A 20,713-nucleotide genomic window follows, 5' to 3' on the forward strand; every position below is an offset into this window, starting at 1 on the left:
TACCCATAAACACCACCTCTTTAGGCAGAACCTTTTGCCCTATGTAACAAAACATCAGTAGGTGTTAGCCTACTGATGTTTTGATTTACTTTATATAAGTTTATGCACAGCTTGTATAAAAATGTCTCCTCTTTCTTCAAATGTTTTAAATTGATCCCAGCTCGCACATGCTGGAGAAAGAAGGATAACATCACCATCTTTAGAATGGGCATAAGCTTTCACTACCGCTTCATCTAAAGTATCGACACTTTCAATTATATCTAATCCCGCTTTTTCTGCCGCTCTTACTAATTTTGGTGCTGTTTGTCCAAATGTTACAATCGCTTTTACATTTTTGAAATATGGAATTAAATCATCGAATTCATTTCCACGATCAAGCCCACCTGCTAGTAACACAATCGGTTGTGTAAAAGCAGATAATGCTTTCTCAGTCGCTAACATATTTGTCGCTTTTGAGTCATTATAAAACTTACGATTATTAATAGTTGTTACATATTCTAAACGATGTTTTACACCCGTAAAGCGTTTTAACACTACCGTAATCGCTTCGTTAGAAACACCTAACAATTTCGCAATACTCATCGCAGCTAAAATATTTTCTAAGTTGTGCTGCCCTGGTAAAACGATATCACTTACTTCAACAACTTTTTCCCCTTTAAAATAAAGAGCATTATCTTTTATATACGCACCATCTTCAATTTCTTTCGTTGTCGAAAACAGTATTTTTTGACCTTTAGTATTCGCAGATAAGGCCATCACATCTGCATCATCTGCATTTATTACACTATAATCGTTTTCTGTTTGGTTTTTAAAAATATTTGCTTTTGCTAAACCATATTCCTTCTTCGTCCCATGATAATCTAAGTGGGCTTCAAATAAGTTTAAAAACGCAGCAATTTTAGGCTGGAACGATTCTACTCCCATCAATTGAAACGATGAAAGTTCTGTAACTACAACTTCATTTTCTTTTGCATCCTGCGCTACTTCACAAGCAACAGTCCCTATGTTTCCTGCAATAACAGGATGCTTTTGTCCTTCTTTTAACATTTCAAACGTAAGCATTGTCGTTGTCGTTTTACCGTTAGATCCCGTAATTCCAACAAATGGTGCCTCTGAAATACGATATGCTAATTCGACTTCTGTAACTATTGGAATTTGCTTTTCTTTCGCAGCAACTAATATTGGATTAGAATACGGAATCCCTGGATTTTTTACAACAAGAGAAATATTTCTCTCTAACAATTCCAAAGGATGACCACCACATACAACGTCCATTCCTTTTGCTTGCAATTCTGCAGCAAGTACATTTTCCGCTAAAGGCTTTCCGTCATTTACAATAACATTTGCCCCTACTTTTTGTAACAAGGTAGCTGCTGCATAACCACTTTTTGCAATGCCTAATACAAGAATATTTTTATTTTGAAATTCAGTTACAGTTTTCAATTACATCCACACCCCGATATAAATTCCTAACACAGCTAATAAAAATCCTACAGACCAAAACGTTACCACGACGCGCCACTCTGACCAACCACATAATTCATAATGATGATGTAATGGACTCATTTTAAAGACACGTTTTCCTGTTGTTTTAAATGAAATAACTTGAATAATAACAGATAAAGTTTCCGCTACGAATACGCCACCAATAACTACAAGTAGCAATTCTTGTTTTAATAAAATTGCCACAGCTGCGATGGCACCACCTAAAGCTAAGGAACCTGTGTCTCCCATAAATACTTTTGCTGGATTCGCATTGAATACTAAAAATCCAAGTACAGCTCCTACAACTGCCATACAGAATATTGCTACTCCAAATTGCTCTTGTGCTACAGCAATAATACTAAATGCTCCAAATGCAATAGCAGCTGTTCCTGATAATAAACCATCTAAACCGTCAGTTAAGTTAACTGCATTTGATCCACCAATAAGCATAAATAGTACAAGTACAAAATACGCCCAACCTAATTCAAACTTAACATCCGTTCCCGGAATCATGATGTATGTGTGAAATGCTTGCCCTTTTCCAATTAAAAAGAACGCAATAGCAATAATAAGCTGTCCTACTAATTTTTGTTTTGATGTTAAACCAAGATTTCTCTTCTTAACTACCTTTATGTAGTCATCTAAAAATCCAATCAATCCGTAACCAAATGTCACCAATAATAATAAAGAAACTTCTGCACCTAAATTGTTAAACTTAATCGCCATAATAAGGGTAGTCACCATCATAGATACATATATGACAATACCACCCATCGTCGGTGTCCCTGATTTTTTTTGATGTGACTTTGGTCCCTCATCACGAATACTCTGTCCGAACTTTAATTTTCTTAAAAATGGAATAAACAATGGCGAAAGGGCAACAGAAATTAAGAATGCTACCCCAGCCGTTACTAATAAACCTTGCTCAAGCACATGTAGTCCTCCTCTCACGTTGTTACTCTTCGTTGTTTAAACGCTCTATAATTGCTTCTTTAGCGACTTCACGATCGTCAAAATGATGGACGTCTTTACCAATAATTTGATATGTTTCATGACCCTTACCAGCAATAATAATAATATCTTCAGCTTTCGCGTTAGAAATTGCATGGTATATCGCTTCTTTTCTATCAATAATTACTTCATAATTATTTCCATTTGCACCCTGTACCATATCATCTAGAATAGCCCCTGGATCTTCACTTCTTGGATTATCTGAAGTGTAAATTGCGTGAGTTGCATATTTTGTTGCAACACTTGCCATGATCGGTCTCTTCGTTCGATCTCTATCACCGCCACAACCGGCGATACAATATACGTCGCCTTTTGCAAATTGTTTTGCGGTTTTCAATACATTTTCTAAGCTATCTGGTGTATGGGCATAATCAACAATAACTGTATAATTTTGTCCACCATCAACTACTTCAAAACGTCCTGGAACTCCAGCTAGTTCCTTTATTACATCAATGATTGTTTCTAAACTTACACCAGAAACAAGCCCTGCCGCTGTCGCAGCTAAAACATTATACACATTGAACTTACCAATTAATTTCATTGTAACATTTACACTTTCAAATGGTGTTACAAGTGTAAATGTAGTTCCGCCACTCGTCATAACGATATCTTTGGCCATAATATCACTTGTTGTATCAATTCCATACGTTACAACAGTTGCTGCAGTACTTCTCATATATTCCGCTGTTACAGCATCATCGTTATTCAGTACCGCGTATTTTTCACGATTATGATTATAACTATTGCCAAGTTGTGCAAATAGCAACCCTTTTGCATGTTTATATTCTTCCATCGTTTTATGATAGTCTAAATGATCTTGTGTTAAATTTGTAAACACCGCTACATCGTAATCACATCCGTGTACACGACCAAGATCTAAAGCATGCGACGAAACTTCCATTACTGTGCTATCCACACCGTGTTCAACCATTTTTGAAAACGTCTGTTGAAGTGTTAGTGCATCTGGCGTTGTATTTTTCACCTCAAATGTTTCATCACCGATTTTCATATTAATCGTTCCAATTAGCCCCGTTTTATGACCATGTGCGCGCATAATCTCATCCATAATATGCGATGTTGTTGTCTTTCCATTTGTACCTGTAATTCCGATTAAATGTAACTTGTGTGTTGGTTGACCATAAAAATAATCAGCTAAAACCGCTAACGAACGAAAAGTGTTTTTCACAAGTACAACTGGAACGTCAACATCAATTGGTCTTTCCGCAACAATAGCAGCCGCTCCTTGTGCCGCTGCTTGCTTAGCAAAATCATGGCTATCAACCGTATATCCTTTCATACATACAAATAAGCTTCCCTCTTTCACTTTACGTGAATCAGCTTCTATAGATGTGATTTCTGGATTTTCTTTTGGAACAACTGGAAAATCATGCAAACATGATACAAGTGTATGCAACTTCATTTCACTAAACCCTCTCTACATTGTGTATTTATCTCTTTTTTAATAAGCAACACGTTACCTCCTAATTATGTAAAATAGGAGGTAAGTGCTACTGTCGTCTATGAAATAGACCTATTTATAACTGAGACTCTTACGGCCTCAAATTAAGTAACTCTTCTATAAAGAACTCACTTCCACCAATTGTACCATAAAACATACTATGTTACCTTTAATTCCCGAAGTAAATTCTAATTTTCGATCCCTCTTTGACTTTAGCTCCAGCTTCTGGTGATTGTTTAATTACTTTCTCTCCATCACCACTTATATCAAGCTTCAAATCGACAAGTTGTGTCTGTAAATCTTTCTTTTTCATACCAATTAAATTTGGAACTTCTACAGTTGGTGTATCGCCCCATTTATATTCTTTCTCCACTTGTTCTTTTCTCGGTTTCACTCCCATAACAGGAAGTGCATCCCGAAGAATATTCCCAACAATCGGAGCAGCTACTACTCCACCAAATTGCGTGACACCTTTCGGATTATCAACAGCAACATAAACAACAATTTCTGGATCATCCGCTGGAGCAAAACCGATAAAAGATACTATATAATTATTCTCCAAATATTTACCATCTTTTACCTTTTGGGCAGTACCTGTTTTTCCCCCTACACGATATCCATCAATATATGCACCTTTACCAGACCCTTTCGCTACAACATTCTCTAATGCATAACGAACTTTTTCTGAAGTTTCCTTGGAAATAACTTTCCTTTTCTCGACAGGTGTCTTTTTACTGACAACTTGATTATTTTTTGGATCGATAAATTCCTTAGCTATATACGGTTGATACAACGTTCCGCCATTTACAGCCGCTGCTACTGCTGCTACTTGCTGTATTGGTGTAACAGAAACACCTTGACCGAACGAAGTCGTTGCTTGCTCGACTGGACCGACTTTATCTAAATTAAATAAAATCCCGCTACCTTCGCCTTGCAAATCAATGCCTGTTTTCTGTCCAAATCCAAAATTCCGAATATATTTAAACAATCGGTCTTTGCCAAGACGATCACCCAGTTCAATAAATCCTGGGTTACATGAGTTTTGAACTACTTCTAAAAACGTTTGGCTACCATGACCTCCTGCTTTCCAACACTTCAATCTAGCCCCACCAACTTCAGCTGCTCCATCATCATAAAACGTATCTTTCTCTAAGTCTACTAAATTTTCATTCAAAGCGGCAGCTAACGTAATGATCTTAAATGTTGAACCAGGCTCATACGTACTCCATACAGGTAAGTTTCTATTATAGACCTCGGGAGAAACACTTTGAAAATCTGCTGGATCAAAACTTGGCCGGCTTGACATACCTAAAATTTCACCATTTTTCGGATTCATTGCAATTGCAATCATACCATCTGGATTATACGTTGACTCTGCAATATTCATTTCTCTTTCCATAATTCTATTAATACGTGCATCAATTGTTAAGCCTAAATTCAAACCAGCTTCTGGTTTTTTGAAATCATCGCCAACATTCGGCATCCTTTGCCCTTTTGCATCTGCAAAAAAACGCACATGACCTTCATCACCATTTAGCTCTTTATCATAATATTTTTCTAATCCCATAAGACCTTGATTATCACTACCTGCAAACCCTAATACGTGTGATAAAAAGTTACCAAATGGATAGTACCGGATCGAATCCTCTGCAATATACACGCCTTTCAAACTTAATCCTCTTACCTCTTTCGCTTTATCATGTGATATTTTCCGTCCGCCTTTATCTAACCTTACAATCGATTCTTTTTTGGTAATTCTCTTATAAATCTCATCTTTTCCCACACCTAATACTGCAGCTAGTTTCTCTGCAGTCTCTGCTGGTTTTTCAATTTGCCTCGGTACAACAAAGACAGTTGGGGCACTTTTATTCGTGGCAAGTTCCACACCATTTCGGTCTAAAATCTTCCCTCGTTCAGGTTCAAAAGTAATATTACGACTCCATGAATCCTTCGCACGATCCGTTAACATATTTCCAAGAAAAAATTGCACATATCCAAGACGAATATCGATGATAGTGAAAATAAGTATACCTGATATGAGTATAAAAATAAGTCGTTTTCTAACCGTTACATTTGATACACGCATATTGGAACAAGCCTCCTTTACGCCTAGCTTGTTCCAATATATGCTTGTACTTATTCAATTAGAACTTTTCGCTTCTTACCATTACGGTTTTTCCGCTTCTTGTTGCGGTTCGAGTGGCGGTACGAGAGTAACACCTAGTTCTGTACCTGGTTGCAATAACGTTCCTTCTGCTACACTTTGTTCGGTTACATATCCAGTGCCAGTAGGCTTTAAGTTAAGCTGTAATGTTTTTGCTAAATTCATAACATCACGCAATGCCCATCCTTGTATATTTGGCATTGTAGGCTTATCTCCCACTAAGAAGACCCGATCTCCTTTTAATGTTTGTTCCGTCGCTTTTGGCACTTGTTGCTGTACCTTTCCTTCACCTAATACGATTGGACGGAGTTTTGCTTTATCAATTGCTTTCCCTGCTTCTGCCATCGTTTTACCAGTTACATCTGGAACCGATGTTTGTTGCTCTTTCAAATATTTTTTCGGATCTTTCACTTCAGTCGGCTTAATCTTTAAATACTCTAAACTATTTTTTGTTACATATTTAAAGATATCAGCTAAAGGCTGCGCGCCATTTTCATCATCTTTTAACTTCGGCTGTTTAACAGCTACGTACACAACAAGTTGTGGGTCGTCCGTCGGTGCCATACCTAAGAATGAGAATATATAATTCTCTCTTCCTGTCATATATCCACCTTTTCCATCCGGAATTTGCGCCGTCCCAGTTTTACCACCAACTGAATACCCATCAATTTTATAAGCAGTCCCTGTTCCTTTAGGTGATGTAACAACGCGTTCTAATAACTGTCTTACTTGCGCTGCTGTTTCTTTTGTAACAGGCTTTCCTACTTCTTCTGGTTTATGTTCTAATTTTACTTTCTCTGTTATCGGATCTACAATTTTATCAATTGTATAAGGCTTCATCATTTTTCCGTCATTTGCAATAGCTGTTGCAGCTTGTACAAGTTGAATTGGCGTTACAGTAGAACCTTGTCCAAATGCCGTTGTTACTTGCTGTATTTGCTGATCGAATAAAATTGTATTTGAACCTTCACCAGGTAAATCAATATTCGTTTTTTCATCTAATCCGAAAGCATGGATATATTTACGGAAACGCTCCGGACCAAGTTTTTGATCACCTAAAATAGCAAACGCTACGTTTGAAGAGCGCTCTACCCCTTCATCAAATGTGATAGAGCCCCAACCAGCACCACCATTATGATCTTTTATTTTTTGATTACCGACTTGATATGTACCAGATTGATAATAATCTTGTCCGTTGTACACACCTTCATTAATAGCGGCCGCTAATGTGAAAATCTTCATTGTTGATCCAGGTTCAAATGCATTCGCAATTGCATCATTATAAAAATATTTATTATTCTCTTGGTTCGGATCATAACTAGGTTTACTAGACATTCCTAATATTTTCCCTGTTTTTGGATCCGCAACAATTCCTATTAAGCTTTCTGGTTCATAATGTTTACTCGCTTCTTTCATTGCGTCTTCTAAATAACTTTGAATACGTTGGTCAAGCGTTAAATATACATTATCTCCATTTTTAGGTGCCTTTACATTCACTTTTCCACCGTCAAGAGATACACCCTTACGATCGCCTGTATAAGCAACTTCTCCATTAGCAGCACCTAAATACTTATCCAAACTCTTTTCTAAACCAAATTGACCTGTAGCAATTCCATTGTCATCAGGTCTCGCATGACCTATGACATAAGATGCGAAATCACCGTTTGGATATACTCTTGCATTTTCTGTAATAAAAGATATCCCTGGCAACTTCAATGCTTCAATTTGTTCTTTCTGTTCTTTCGTCAAGCCCTTACCTAAATTTCCAAATTCAACTTGACTTCTGCCTTCTTTATTTAACGTATCTAAAATCTTATCTTCGCCTTTTCCGAGTACATCTGCAATTTTCTTCGCGGTATCCTCTTTATCCTTAACAGGATTAGCACCTTTTAATTCCGCCACAAGTTTATACGAGTTTGCGTCTTGCGCTAACACATGACCGTTTTGATCATAAATTGTTCCTCGATTCGCTTCGAGGACTCCTGTTTTGCTATGTTTTTGTTTAGCAAGTGTATTCAGATCCTGATTATGCACCGTTCCTGTCGCTTGTATGTAAAAAAATCGGGCCAATAACAGCAAAAAGAGCAGGAGGAATACTATCATAAAATAACCTGCTCCCTTATTGGTATGAAATTTAGTCATATTACTCTTCATCTTTCCTTCACACCTATTGCCTTATTTGAGGCCTTTCACATTATTCGCATTAATTTCTAGCCCATGTTTTTTTGCAACTTCAGCGATTCGTTCATAGCGACTTAACTTCTCTACTTCAGCCTGTAACTCTTGATTTTCTTTTTGCTGATTCACAATTTTTTCTTCTATTGTCGCCGCTTCTACATTCACTTGATAAAGCCCTGCTTTATTTCCAATAAACGCTACACAGGCATACAATAAAAAGCCAATAAACGCTACATACAACAGTTTTTCGATTCTTGTAATTTTCGCTTTAGCATTTGGCTTAACCATCTGCTGTGGGGGTGTTTGAATCTGGACCTCTTCTTGCACTTGTTGTTTGTACTTTACAGCTAAGTTACTCATACCTCTCTCCCCTTTTTATCGTTTTTCAGCGATCCTCAACTTCGCAGAACGCGCTCGATTATTTTCTTCTAGCTCTATATCAGAAGGTAAAATCGGTTTTCTTGTAATAAGCTTTAATTTTGGTTTGAATTCCTCAGGAATAATTGGTAATCCTGGCGGCAATTGTGGCGTTGTACTATTTCGCTTAAACGTTGTTTTACAAATACGGTCTTCTAAAGAATGGAATGTTATAACACTGATTCTTCCACCTGGCTTGACCATGCCAATCGCAGATTCCAAAGCCTCTTCAAACACTTTCAATTCATCATTTACAGCAATACGAATCGCCTGGAACACACGTTTCGCAGGATGTCCACCAGTTCTACGAGCAGGAGCCGGAATACCTTCTTTAATTAGTTCTACTAACTCCCCGGTTGTTTCAATAGCTTTATTCTCACGATACGCTTCAATTTTCCTTGCTATTTGTTTTGAAAATTTCTCTTCACCATACTGGAAGAAAATTCTTACGAGTTGTTCATATGACCAGCTGTTTACAACATCATATGCTGTTAATGGGGCATCTTGATCCATCCGCATATCTAACGGCGCATCATGATGGTAACTAAAGCCACGCTCTGGTGTGTCTAATTGTGGAGATGAAACACCTAAATCGAATAAAATACCATCTACTTCTGTTATACCTAATTCCTGTAGTTTTTCAGATAAATAACGGAAATTACTCTTTACTGTTACAAACTGCTCACCGTATGAAGAAAATTTTTCTTTCGCATTTTGAATCGCTATCTCATCTTGATCAAACGCTATTAATTTTCCGCCATCAGTTAATTGGGATAATAGATAAGAACTATGTCCTCCTCCCCCCAGTGTACAATCTACATATGTACCACCTGGCTTTATATCTAAGCCGTCTACCGTTTCTTTCAAAAGTACTGTTACGTGTTTAAACATTGTTGCACCTACTCTTTTTCCAATTAATTATGTTGAATGCATCCCTTCCTCTACACGCATATTCCACGATTAGAGAACGAGATACTACTAAAGAACGACTCATTTAACTTGCCTACAAAGGCAGCGTACTATACAAATCGCTATTTTCTTTTATTATATACTAAATTTTATCATCTTTTGCGGGAATTTAAATAAAAAACTGTCGAAAAAGATAATAATACGTTTACATTTTGTGCTATTTTGTCATATATTTAAGTATCCTGCATAATTACGATATTCACCTTTTTAAAATTGATAATTCAGAAAAATTTCACTTCACAGTAAATTCAACAGAACAAAAATAAAATCCTGCTCCTAAGAGCAAGATTCTATAGTTTTATAACGTGATGTTTTCCATTCCAAGAAAACGGTTTTTCCATTACACGATCAACGAAATCCAAACCGAATTGATTTAAATAGTAACATACATTCCACACACGCTCTTGCGGCGCTCCCAATGGACGGAGTGCAAATTGCATGCGACGGAATTTATTTAGTTCCACTTCATGTTTTTTCTCAACATTTCTTTTCAGCATTCTTTCCAATAGTTCAATTTGTTCATTTATCTTCAATTCATTTTTCCCTGCAAATGCACTTAATCCTGGATCTATTTTCTTCACAAACTGCTGTAATGATGCGTGAATATCCATTATTTCTTTTTTCGCCTCTACAAATCGCTCATCTATCGGTTCCTCTATTCGATTAGACAACCAGTTTTCACGCAGCCTATCTACATTCTTTAAAAATGGATCACTCTCTTGTAATTGTAAATCTTCCACATCTGTCGCTATATCCCTCTCCACATAAGTAATTGTAATACGTGGAACGACAGGTGGCATTCGGAAGCCGACAGTATGAAATACTTGTTGCAATTCACTCCAGTAAGCTAATTCTCCCGGACCTCCAATAAACGCAAGAGTAGGAAATACATACTCTTGCATAAGCGGGCGTGTTACAACATTATTACTAAAACGTTCTGGATTTCTTTCCATCTCTTCAATTAATTCTTCATAAGAAAAGGAATACGCTCCATCTTTTCCAATAAACTTCCCTTGATCATCTTCAAGTAGTACTCGCTCATTATCAATTTCCATGAATATATGCACCGCATTAATCTTTGTTTCAATAATCGGTTTATATCCTAATTCTTTAATTACTTCCTGTTGATTATGAAGCCCCTCTTGCACTTCCTTATACTTGCTTATAATTTTCTTAAAAAACGGCACTTCTAATTTTCTCAATTCAGGATGATGTGAATCAACAAGAATTAAGCCAGAGCTAGCGAAAATTTTAGTAATAAGGTAACCAAAGAAATCTACATACGTATTCGATTTTCCTAAAGCATCATCAATAAATTGTAATACATCCTTAGTAAAATTCGTTTCTGGATATGTTTTAAAAATCTCTTCAATCCACTTTCTACAGTCTTCCACAGAGAGTTCCGACTCTGAAGCACTCGCCTTTTTCGGATTACGATCATGAAAAATAGTCTTTTTTATGTTTTTATTCTTCATTACAAAAGTATGATTAATTTCATCCATATCATGATCTTCACCCGCAATCCAGAAAACAGGAACAACTTTAACACCTAGACTTTCTTCCTTTTCCTTCGCAAGCTGTAAAATTGAAATAATTTTATGAATTGTATATAGCGGTCCAGTTAATAGCCCTGCTTGTTGTCCAGCTATAACAACATATGTATTTTCATCCCCAAGCGCTTTTACATTTTGAATTGTAGTTTCTCCCGCTTGTAATTTTGTATTATATTCTAATAAATGCGCTACTAAATCTTGGCGGAAAAACTCCCTCTCACGCAAATCATGTAAACGCTGTTTAAAAGCATCTTCTGTTAACATATAATCAAAACACGACTGTATCTCTTTTTCACCGTTCATATAGTCCGCTACAACACCTTGTTGCGGAACAGAGATTTCTTTTATCTCCATATAATTCTTCCTTTCGTATCCTGTTCTCTCACCAATCCACATTGTAGTCAATGTTTCAAGTAAAAGCAAAGAATAACACTTATACTTTTACTTCTAATCCTTTTATTGCATCGAATAAAAATTGTAGTGTCGGAACTGGTCGTTGCTGTTTCTTAGCTTCTTCTAATACATATCCAATAATTGCATTAATTTCCGTTTGTCTATTCGCCCTCACGTCCGCTAACATAGATGATGTATTACGAGACGTTCTTTCACATACATGTCTTACCATTTGCCATACAATCTCTTTTTCTTCTTCAACAAGAAAAACGACTTCCCTGAATACTTGCTCCATCATTTGATAAAAAAACGGATTAGAAATCAACTCTCCGTTCTGAACTCGTAATAACGCTGTCAACGGATTAATACATACATTAACTATTAATTTTTTGTGCATAACGTCCTTCCAATCAGATTCTATTTGAATCGGAAAATGAGGAAAAGAAAAGCAATTAAATATTTTTTCAAAATGTATAGATTGACCACGCACGACTCCAAACTTCGTAACACCTATCCCAGTATGATGGACTGTATGCCCCTCTTCTTTTTTCGCACCATGTTCTACAATCCCAACAGCTATATTTTCATTCCCTATTTTCTGCATAGCATAAAGATGTGACATTCCATTTTGCAAAAAGACTAATGATGATTCTCCCTGCACAAAAGATAGTATGTCAGTTATATGATATTGCTTTACGGCAATAAATATAAAGTCTAACTTCTGCTGCGGCATACTTTCTATTGGTAAAACCGACGGGAATACTGTTTCACATACTCCATCCCTAACACAAGTCACACCCGTTACACTCAATTCCTCTGCCTGTTTAGCCGTTCTTGTAAACAACGTAACATCTTGATTATTTTTTTGTAAGTAAAACGTATACAATAGACCAATAGCTCCTGGTCCTACAATCCCAATTTTCATCTTCACACAAGGAACTCATATGAACAAGTTACATAAGTTCTCTTGCCCTCCCCCCTTTTATATCTTTCTAAATCATGTTAATACACCTAATGATTTCACTGTTTCTTGACAAATAAACGCAACCTCTTCTTTCACTATGTATATACTACCTATTAATATGCTCCTTCTCTTAGTTTAGCAAATCCTCAAAAAAATAATAAAAGAAATATACTATATTCTTCATAAAAATCAAAAAATGAGTTATACTATTATTATAAATATTTTTACTTTTCTGCATTCAACAAGATAAGAAAAGGATGTGATGTAATGGGATTCCCAAAAGTTGAGCGTTTGCTCATCAATTATAAAACATTAGATGAATTTAAAAACTTTAAAGGTTGCGGTGCTCAAGAACTATCCATGCTAGAAGAATTACAAGCGAACATTATTGAAAATGATAGTGAATCTCCATTTTATGGTATTTATTATGGGGGATCATTAATTGCACGTATGAGTCTATACATGAAAAGGAACGGCGGGGAACCATTCGAAATTACAGGTACTTACCTAGAACTCTATAAACTTGAAGTATTACCGACTTTCCAAAAACAAGGATTCGGACAAATGCTTGTAAATTATGCGAAACAACTACAGTTCCCAATTAAAACGATAGCGCGTATCCATTCATCTGGTTTTTGGGATAAATTAAATTTCCAACCTGTATCAGTACCTGATGGTGATTTTTACGTTTGGCAACCAGAAACAAATTTGAATGCGGTTACAAACGAAGAATCCGCATAAAAAATAAAAAAACAGCTACATAGCAGCTGTTTTTTTATTTCTTTAACTTCTCTAATTTTCCATTCGAACGAGCGCTATTTCTTTCCGCAACCATTACACTTCTTTTTTGATCGATATAATCAAGCAACGTTCTATATTCTTCCTCATATACTGATAATCGCTCCAAAAGACGTTCTCTCTCTGTTTGTAACGATTCAACTTGTTGTTGCAGCACCATTAAAGAATTTTCATCTTTATAATTTTGCAAGAAATCGATGACATCATTCAATGTAATTGACGTAGGTTCTAACACCTTCGTCTCTTTCACTTCATAATTCTCTACTTTACGCAGTTGCTTCGCTTCTTCAATACGTTCTTTATATTGCTTTCTAACATAAGAATTCCATCTAAACCCACATGCTGCTGGTGTACGAGACAAATGTCTTCCCACTTCTTTAAAGGCAGAAAGCTGTGTCCCACCTTCTCGAATATGCCGGAGTACTACTTCTGCCAGAAGCAAATCTTCATCATCAGTCCAAGCATCTTGTCTTGTTGTCGCCATCTCTCTAGTCCTCCCTATGCATTTTTTATTAAACATATGCAGTTACTAGAAAAGATAGAATACATCAATTAAAGAATTAGACAAAAAAAATAAACGTAGAAGATATCTTCTACGTTTATTTCCCGCAATTACTTGCTGATTACTTCTTTACCTTTGTAAGTACCGCATGCTTTACATACACGGTGAGCTAATTTCGCTTCACCACAGCTTGGGCACTCTACCATACCAGGTACTGATAATTTGAAATGCGTACGACGCTTTCTTTTTACTGTTTTAGAAGTTCTTCTAAAAGGTACAGCCATTCTTCCCACCTCCTTAAAAGAAATAGTTATTTTCATATGAAGGCCTGAACCAGTCTTCCGATTATTTGTCAAAAAACTTTGCAAGTCCTGCCAACCTTGGATCAACAGGCTTTTCTTTGTTTTCTTCCGAAATCACTTGCCAGTCTTGACCTTGCGTCGGTGCTCCACCAGAAACATCATCACTGAAAATTTGCATTGGAATCTCCAAAAGTATATTTTCCTTGATTACGGGCAGTAAGTCAAGTACTTCTCCTTCTAAACAATGAATTTCAGCTTCCGTTTCAAAATCTTCTTCTGAAGTTTGGAACACCTCAGTTGTTTTAATGTCAAATGGTAATGTCACATCTACTAAAGAGCGAGAACATGGTAACACCATGCTTCCTGTTATATGTAGATGAAACGTAAACTTACCGGAGCCAAAATCAACTCTTCCTGTTACATGAACAGGATTAATTTCACGAATATCTTTCTCGACCTCTTTTAGCTCACTTACATCTACCATCTCATCCAATGTCAATCCTTTATTTCTCAATTTATTCAATTGATGGATGGACCATTTCATATCATATCACCTCAAGGCAACAAACAAAATTATAGCTAGCCATTTTATATTTGTCAATGTTTTTTCTTTACACTATAATGAAGTCATCATAGTAAATATTATATAGAGTATCATGTTTTTCAAAAAGATGCTACATCGAAAGGAGAGATTACCATAAAAGCCAGTGGTATTGTTGTTGAATATAACCCTTTTCATAACGGTCATGATTATCATGTGCAACAAACAAAAAAGTTAACACACTCTGATATTACAATCGCCGTTATGAGTGGCCCTTTTTTACAGCGTGGTGAGCCGGCACTCCTATCTAAATGGTACCGCACCAAAATGGCCTTAGAAAGCGGCGTAGACCTTGTTGTAGAGCTTCCATATGCTTTCGCCACACAAAAGGCTGAAACATTTGCAAACGGCGCTATTTCCATTTTAAACGCCTTACATGTTTCTGAAATTTGTTTCGGTAGTGAAGATGGACTAATTGAAAATTTCTATAATACCATCTCTGTACAAAAAAACGAAGAAGAAACTTTTAATCGACTTGTTAAAAAATATATGAACACAGGTAATAGTTACGCAAAAGCTACATCCGAAGCCTTCTTGCATATTTTACCATCCGAAAAAAACATAGACATGTCGCAGCCAAATAATATTTTAGGCTTCCAATACATGAAAGCAATTCTGACGCAAAATAGTTCTATGCAAGCACAAACGATAAAAAGATTCGCCTCTCATTATCATGATGAAACGTTTACTGACCAACATATCGCTAGCGCAACAAGCATTCGTAAACAGCTCTTTAGCGAAATTAGTTCATTTACAGAAATTGAGCCTTTTATCCCAAAAGCAACCGCTTCACTTTTAGCAAATTACAAACAAAACTACGGGATATTACACAATTGGGAACAATATTTTTCATTTTTTAAATACAAACTCATGACGATGTCCCCTAAGAACTTACGACATATATATGAAATAGAAGAAGGTTTGGAGCATCGCATTTTATCAAAAATACAAAACAGTTCCTCTTTCTATTCATTCATGGAGGCATTAAAAACTAAACGTTATACATGGACTAGATTACAAAGAGCTTGCACACACATTTTAACAAACACAACAAAAGAAGAAATACATAATGCAAATATAGAACAACATGCACCGTATATCCGCCTACTTGGCATGTCACAAAAAGGACAAACTTACCTGTCAAAAAACAAGAAAAAAATAGAACTTCCCATCCTTACTCATACAAAAACTTTTAATCATCCCACTTTAGATATAGAGCGAAAAGCAAATTCTGTCTATTTCTCCATCATACAAGAACCATTACGGACACAACTACTAAAACAAGACGCAACACACCATCCAATCCGTTATGATGAAACCACTGCAAAATTTCTATAAGAAAAACCTCTCTTTTCAGAGAGGTTTATTTTTTATCACCCATTTTTTCTAAATACATTAATGCATCATCCAACGTATCAACTGGTACAATTTTCATTTTTGTTTTAATATCTTTCGCAGCCTCCAGTGCATCTTGGTAATTCGATTTCTCTGCACCTTTTTCATTCGGTGCAAAGAACACTTCAGCACCAGCATCACTAGCAGCTACCACTTTTTGCTGAATACCACCAATTGGACCGATCTCGCCTTTTTCATTGATTGTACCTGTTCCAGCAATTTCGTGTCCTTTCGTTAAATCTTCTTCTACAAGTTGATTATATATTTCTAATGTAAACATTAAACCTGCTGATGGACCCCCTATTTCGTGCGAGTCAATTTTCACTTTCGGATCTACTACTAATTCTCTTTCCGTTACAATAGAGACACCTATCCCAACACGCCCATTCCCATTTGGGATTGTCTTAACATTTAAATTTTCTTTAAGTTGCTTTCCATCTCTCTTGTACTCAATACTTACTGTATCGCCCTCTTTTTTCCCAGTCATATACTCAATAAATTGCTCCGTCTTTTCAAATGTTTTTCCATCAACTGCTACGATGACATCCCCAAGCTTAAGCTTCCCTTCTGATGGCATCCCCTTCGACACTCCGGCTACTAATACACCTTTATTTTCAAAAGAAACGGAACGATTTGCACGTTTATAAGCATTGTAAATCGCTGCATTTTGTGAATCTTTCATTGCATAATTTTGACGAAATTGATATTCTTCATCGCTCTCGCCTCTTTGTAATACTTCTTCCGCCTTCGATACATGTGTATATTTGTTAAACTGCGCTGCTATTAAATTCACAACATTTGCCGGTCCCATTGAAACCGTTACAAGCATAAAATCACCAGATTCTTTTGTTCCCCCCTCAACTTGAACATACGGCTCTAATTTTGCAGCCATTCCTGGTTTTGTTACATAGTACGGCAAACGCACGTAAACAAGTAACATCGCCAATATCACACCTATTAAAATTGCATATATAAAACGAAAACGCTTAAACATTATGTTTCTCCTTCCACTGCTCAATTAATAAATAAATATTTGAAACATGTTTTTCCGCTTCTACTTCTCCGACTCTAATAATGTCTTCAATGTTTGTAAAAGCACGTGAACTAAATTGTTCCACAGCTGGTCGCATCATTAAATCTGATGCAATTTGCCGATTCATCACAAGCTCATGTTGCATAATTTCAATACTCTGCATAATCACATCATAAATAGACGTAACCTCTCCATTCACCTTAATTGGAGATACATCAACAGCAATCACAATATCAGCACCTAACTCCTTCACAACCGATACTGGAATGCGATCAATAACTCCGCCATCCACTAATAATCGCCCATCTACTTTTTCTGGTACAAATACCCCAGGTACCGATATGCTAGCCCTCACTGCATCTGCAACAGGCCCACTTGTAAAAACCACTTTTTCCCCTTTCAAGATGTCAGTAGCCACAACTGCCGTCGGGATATCTAACTCCTCTAAATTTTTATTATATGTAAACATTTTAATCATATCTTTGACACGTTTTCCAGCAATAAATCCCATTTTTGGAACCGTGAAATCCAAATAATATTTCCTCTTGAAAACAGTCGCCATTTTATACAGCCTTTCAACGTTACTGCCAGCTGCATAAAATGTACCGATTAAAGCACCCATGCTACTTCCCGCAATCATATGAATCGGTATACCATTTTCCCTTAAAACTTTTATAACGCCAATATGAGCAAATCCTTTCGCCCCCCCAGATCCAAGCGCTAAACCAATTTTCGGTTCTTTCATTTTCCTCACCCTTTAACTTTTTTCATTCCTTTTTCATACTTATGGTCTAAATTCACCACGTATCCACGTATACTGAAATGAACGTTTTTTGGGACAAAGGGGGATTTACTTACATGTATGAAAAATGGAAAACGGCTTTCCTTACCATATCAACACTGTTTTTAACCTTTTCTCTTGTACTCCACCCCCAAGCTGCTTTGCAAGCTTCCATTCGAGGGTTAAATATATGGTGGGAAGTTGTATTCCCTTCTCTATTACCGTTTTTCATCATTGCGGAACTTCTAATTAGTATTGGTGTTGTAAAATTTATCGGTGTTATATTAGAACCACTCATGCGACCACTGTTTCGCGTTCCAGGGATAGGCGGATTTGTGTGGGCAATGGGAATGGCTTCAGGATTCCCTGCTGGCGCCAAATTAAGCGCTAGACTGCGCAAAAGCGATCAATTAACACAAATCGAAGCAGAGCGCCTCGTATCTTTTACAAACTCTTCTAATCCACTTTTTATTTTCGGAGCTGTTTCTATCGGTTTTTTCAATAATCCGAAATTAGGAATCGTATTAGCTGCCTCGCATTATTTAAGTAACTTTGCCGTCGGATTATTGATGCGTTTTTACGGTAATAACACCACTAAAACAAATGATAAACAGTCTGCTAAAAAACGTCCTTTTCAAAACCCTTTTTCAATTCTTCACCAGACACGCATGCAAGAAAAAAGACCAATAGGAAAATTACTTGGGGACGCTATCGTTTCTTCTATTCAAACATTACTTATGATCGGTGGATTTATTATTTTATTCTCTGTTTTAAATAAAATGATTACTGTATTTCATATTACAACAGCCCTTTCTTTTATTATGCAACATATTTTATCATTCTTCCAACTAACTACCGAATTTAGTATTCCGATATTATCTGGCATTTTTGAAATGACACTTGGAAGCCAAATGATTAGTCAAATCAACGAGACACCACTTCTGCAACAAGCTATGGTAACAAGCTTTATTTTAGCATTTAGCGGCCTTTCTATTCAGGCACAAGTTGCTAGCATATTAGCTGAAACAGACATCCGATTTAAGCCATATTTTTTCGCACGCATTATCCAAAGTATTCTCGCTCCCATTTTTACTTTTATATTTTGGAAACCGTTTTACGAAAAAGTAAATTCTTTCTCACCTACGCAAAAAGATATTCCCGTATTTTTATCGAATCATTCTTCTATACTGCATGAAATTTGGACATCTTTTGTACAATACGGACCGATATTCACATTATTTTGTTTATATGTATATGTTATCTTGTTATTTTTTCGTAACAATAAAGAAAAACCCCGTTCACTTTAACGGGGTTTGAAACTTTTCTTTTAAAGCGCGCTCTACAATAGGGGGTACAAGATCTACTACACTTCCTCCATATCTCGCAACTTCTTTCACAATACTTGAGCTTAAAAATGAATATTGGTTGTTCGTCATAATAAAGAACGTTTCAATGTTTTCATCTAATTTTCGATTCATAGAAGTGATTTGCATCTCGTATTCAAAATCAGATACCGCTCGTAAACCACGTAATATCGCGTTTGCATTACGCATTTTTGCATACTCTACCAATAGTCCACTATGCGAATCTACTTTTACATTCGGAATATCCTTTGTTGCTTCTCGAATTAATTCTAAACGCTCTTCGACTGAAAAGAACGGTTTTTTTGATGAATTGTTTAAAACAACTACATATACCTCATCAAATACTTTTGCTCCCCTTTTAATAATATCCAGATGCCCAAGGGTAATTGGATCAAAACTTCCTGAAGAAATAGCTATACTTGTCACTCTGTCCCCTCACCTTCATACTTATAAATCGATATCGCTGTAATGCCATAATTCTCAGCCCGCACTTTGGCAAGCCCCCCTATAGAATCAGGTAAAACTACATCATTACCATGCTCTGCCATAATTAATCCATCGCTATGTAGCAATCCATGTTGATCCATGACACTAATTAAAGATACAATTTTTTGCTCTTTGTATGGTGGATCAATTAATATAAGATCGAATGATATTTCACGTTTTATTAGCGCCTTTACCGCACGTTCCGCATCATTCCGATATACTTCAGCTCGTTCCTGTATTCTACAACTTTCTAAATTTTGATGGATTACTTTTATTGCTTTACTATCTCGATCAACAAAAATCGCTTTATCAATCCCTCTACTTATAGCCTCAATCCCAAGGCCACCACTACCACCAAATAAATCAAGGGCAATGCCACCATCAAAATACGGACCTATCATATTAAAAATAGACTCTTTTACTTTATCTGTCGTTGGACGTGTTGTATTACCAGGCACCGCTTTAAGTGGATGTCCTTTACATTTACCTGAAACTACTCTCATCTGTTGTCACTACCTTTATTTCAATCTATCGAGCAATTATAGAAAACCCTTCTCAATTCAGTAACCGCTATCAAACCATACTATTCCATAAAGGTTTTCATGCACCTTTTAACTAACAATAGGAATATTCGGCTTAAAATAACCGCTCGCATTTTTTATGTATTCATCTCACCATTCGCTAATACGAATCCATTATGTATATTAGTTTCACTTTATCTTTTTTATCCTATCATAAAATAAAAAAAAGAAAAATAAAAAGCCCAACATAAAATTTATTTTCGTTATGTATATCTTCATTTAGATTGGACATAAATAATTATAACAACATCACCTTCGATGTTGTTGCCAACCGCGG

The 20,713-nt window shown here is 36.3% G+C and carries 19 protein-coding genes; 3 read left to right on the forward strand and 16 right to left on the reverse strand.

Annotated features, from left to right (window positions below; genetic code table 11):
* Positions 1–90: 90 nt before the first annotated feature.
* From murD to panE, 9 genes are all read right to left on the reverse strand, one after another.
* The gene (gene murD / locus ACQKNI_RS09595; RefSeq protein WP_088230177.1) at positions 91–1,443 is read right to left on the reverse strand and encodes a UDP-N-acetylmuramoyl-L-alanine--D-glutamate ligase; all 1,353 of its coding nucleotides are present in this window, start codon (positions 1,441–1,443) and stop codon (positions 91–93) included.
* Positions 1,444–2,418: a phospho-N-acetylmuramoyl-pentapeptide-transferase gene (gene mraY, locus ACQKNI_RS09600; protein ID WP_088230178.1), complete on the reverse strand. Its 975-nt coding sequence runs from the start codon at positions 2,416–2,418 to the stop codon at positions 1,444–1,446.
* A gap of 22 nt (positions 2,419–2,440) precedes the next feature.
* Positions 2,441–3,916 carry a UDP-N-acetylmuramoyl-L-alanyl-D-glutamate--2,6-diaminopimelate ligase gene (gene murE / locus ACQKNI_RS09605; protein ID WP_088230179.1) on the reverse strand — a complete coding sequence of 492 codons (1,476 nt, stop codon included), beginning with the start codon at positions 3,914–3,916 and terminating at the stop codon, positions 2,441–2,443.
* A gap of 208 nt (positions 3,917–4,124) precedes the next feature.
* Positions 4,125–6,041 carry a stage V sporulation protein D gene (locus ACQKNI_RS09610; RefSeq protein WP_088230180.1) on the reverse strand — a complete coding sequence of 639 codons (1,917 nt, stop codon included), beginning with the start codon at positions 6,039–6,041 and terminating at the stop codon, positions 4,125–4,127.
* Positions 6,042–6,122: 81 nt separating this feature from the next.
* Positions 6,123–8,222, reverse strand: coding sequence for a penicillin-binding protein (locus ACQKNI_RS09615; protein WP_140417319.1), 2,100 nt, complete (start codon positions 8,220–8,222; stop codon positions 6,123–6,125).
* 72 nt (positions 8,223–8,294) lie between these two features.
* On the reverse strand, positions 8,295–8,657 hold the full coding sequence (gene ftsL / locus ACQKNI_RS09620) for a cell division protein FtsL (RefSeq protein WP_088230182.1): 363 nt from the start codon (positions 8,655–8,657) through the stop codon (positions 8,295–8,297).
* A 15-nt stretch (positions 8,658–8,672) separates the two neighbouring features.
* Complete coding sequence (rsmH, locus tag ACQKNI_RS09625; protein WP_088230183.1) at positions 8,673–9,605, reverse strand: 16S rRNA (cytosine(1402)-N(4))-methyltransferase RsmH; 933 nt, start codon at positions 9,603–9,605, stop codon at positions 8,673–8,675.
* 368 nt (positions 9,606–9,973) lie between these two features.
* Positions 9,974–11,590 (reverse strand): bacillithiol biosynthesis cysteine-adding enzyme BshC, encoded by a 1,617-nt coding sequence (bshC, locus tag ACQKNI_RS09630; protein WP_088230184.1) that lies wholly within the window; start codon positions 11,588–11,590, stop codon positions 9,974–9,976.
* A gap of 79 nt (positions 11,591–11,669) precedes the next feature.
* Positions 11,670–12,560 (reverse strand): 2-dehydropantoate 2-reductase, encoded by an 891-nt coding sequence (panE, locus tag ACQKNI_RS09635; RefSeq protein ID WP_088230185.1) that lies wholly within the window; start codon positions 12,558–12,560, stop codon positions 11,670–11,672.
* Positions 12,561–12,860: 300 nt separating this feature from the next.
* On the opposite strand from panE, the gene ACQKNI_RS09640 reads away from it, so the two are divergent.
* Positions 12,861–13,334: an N-acetyltransferase gene (locus ACQKNI_RS09640; RefSeq protein WP_088230186.1), complete on the forward strand. Its 474-nt coding sequence runs from the start codon at positions 12,861–12,863 to the stop codon at positions 13,332–13,334.
* 34 nt (positions 13,335–13,368) lie between these two features.
* Here ACQKNI_RS09640 and ACQKNI_RS09645 read toward each other — a convergent pair whose 3' ends face one another.
* From ACQKNI_RS09645 to ACQKNI_RS09655, 3 genes are all read right to left on the reverse strand, one after another.
* Positions 13,369–13,875 carry an RsfA family transcriptional regulator gene (locus ACQKNI_RS09645; protein ID WP_088230187.1) on the reverse strand — a complete coding sequence of 169 codons (507 nt, stop codon included), beginning with the start codon at positions 13,873–13,875 and terminating at the stop codon, positions 13,369–13,371.
* A 128-nt stretch (positions 13,876–14,003) separates the two neighbouring features.
* On the reverse strand, positions 14,004–14,177 hold the full coding sequence (gene rpmF / locus ACQKNI_RS09650) for a 50S ribosomal protein L32 (RefSeq protein WP_001984764.1): 174 nt from the start codon (positions 14,175–14,177) through the stop codon (positions 14,004–14,006).
* 61 nt (positions 14,178–14,238) lie between these two features.
* On the reverse strand, positions 14,239–14,739 hold the full coding sequence (locus tag ACQKNI_RS09655; protein WP_088230188.1) for a YceD family protein: 501 nt from the start codon (positions 14,737–14,739) through the stop codon (positions 14,239–14,241).
* Between the two features lie 153 nt (positions 14,740–14,892).
* On the opposite strand from ACQKNI_RS09655, the gene ACQKNI_RS09660 reads away from it, so the two are divergent.
* Complete coding sequence (locus ACQKNI_RS09660; protein ID WP_348520483.1) at positions 14,893–16,134, forward strand: nucleotidyltransferase; 1,242 nt, start codon at positions 14,893–14,895, stop codon at positions 16,132–16,134.
* Positions 16,135–16,159: 25 nt separating this feature from the next.
* Here the strand turns inward: ACQKNI_RS09660 and ACQKNI_RS09665 are convergent, their stop codons facing one another.
* The gene (locus ACQKNI_RS09665; protein ID WP_088230190.1) at positions 16,160–17,185 is read right to left on the reverse strand and encodes a SepM family pheromone-processing serine protease; all 1,026 of its coding nucleotides are present in this window, start codon (positions 17,183–17,185) and stop codon (positions 16,160–16,162) included.
* Positions 17,178–17,969 carry a patatin-like phospholipase family protein gene (locus ACQKNI_RS09670; protein WP_088230191.1) on the reverse strand — a complete coding sequence of 264 codons (792 nt, stop codon included), beginning with the start codon at positions 17,967–17,969 and terminating at the stop codon, positions 17,178–17,180. Before ACQKNI_RS09670 ends, ACQKNI_RS09665 begins: the two co-directional genes overlap by 8 nt.
* A 113-nt stretch (positions 17,970–18,082) precedes the next feature.
* Here ACQKNI_RS09670 and ylbJ point away from each other — a divergent pair, with 113 nt between their 5' ends.
* A complete protein-coding gene (gene ylbJ, locus ACQKNI_RS09675) occupies positions 18,083–19,312 on the forward strand; it encodes a sporulation integral membrane protein YlbJ (RefSeq protein WP_088230192.1) in 1,230 nt (409 codons plus the stop codon).
* Here ylbJ and coaD read toward each other — a convergent pair.
* Both coaD and rsmD read right to left on the reverse strand, forming a co-directional pair.
* Positions 19,304–19,795, reverse strand: a complete 492-nt coding sequence (coaD, locus tag ACQKNI_RS09680; protein WP_000200601.1) for a pantetheine-phosphate adenylyltransferase — start codon at positions 19,793–19,795, stop codon at positions 19,304–19,306. The two genes, ylbJ and coaD, sit on opposite strands and share 9 nt — an antisense overlap.
* Positions 19,792–20,358 carry a 16S rRNA (guanine(966)-N(2))-methyltransferase RsmD gene (gene rsmD, locus ACQKNI_RS09685; protein ID WP_088230193.1) on the reverse strand — a complete coding sequence of 189 codons (567 nt, stop codon included), beginning with the start codon at positions 20,356–20,358 and terminating at the stop codon, positions 19,792–19,794. Before rsmD ends, coaD begins: the two co-directional genes overlap by 4 nt.
* Between the last annotated feature and the right edge of the window lie 355 nt (positions 20,359–20,713).

This window comes from Bacillus sp. NPDC094064 (assembly GCF_050279585.1).
Classification (GTDB): Bacteria; Bacillota; Bacilli; order Bacillales; family Bacillaceae_G; genus Bacillus_A.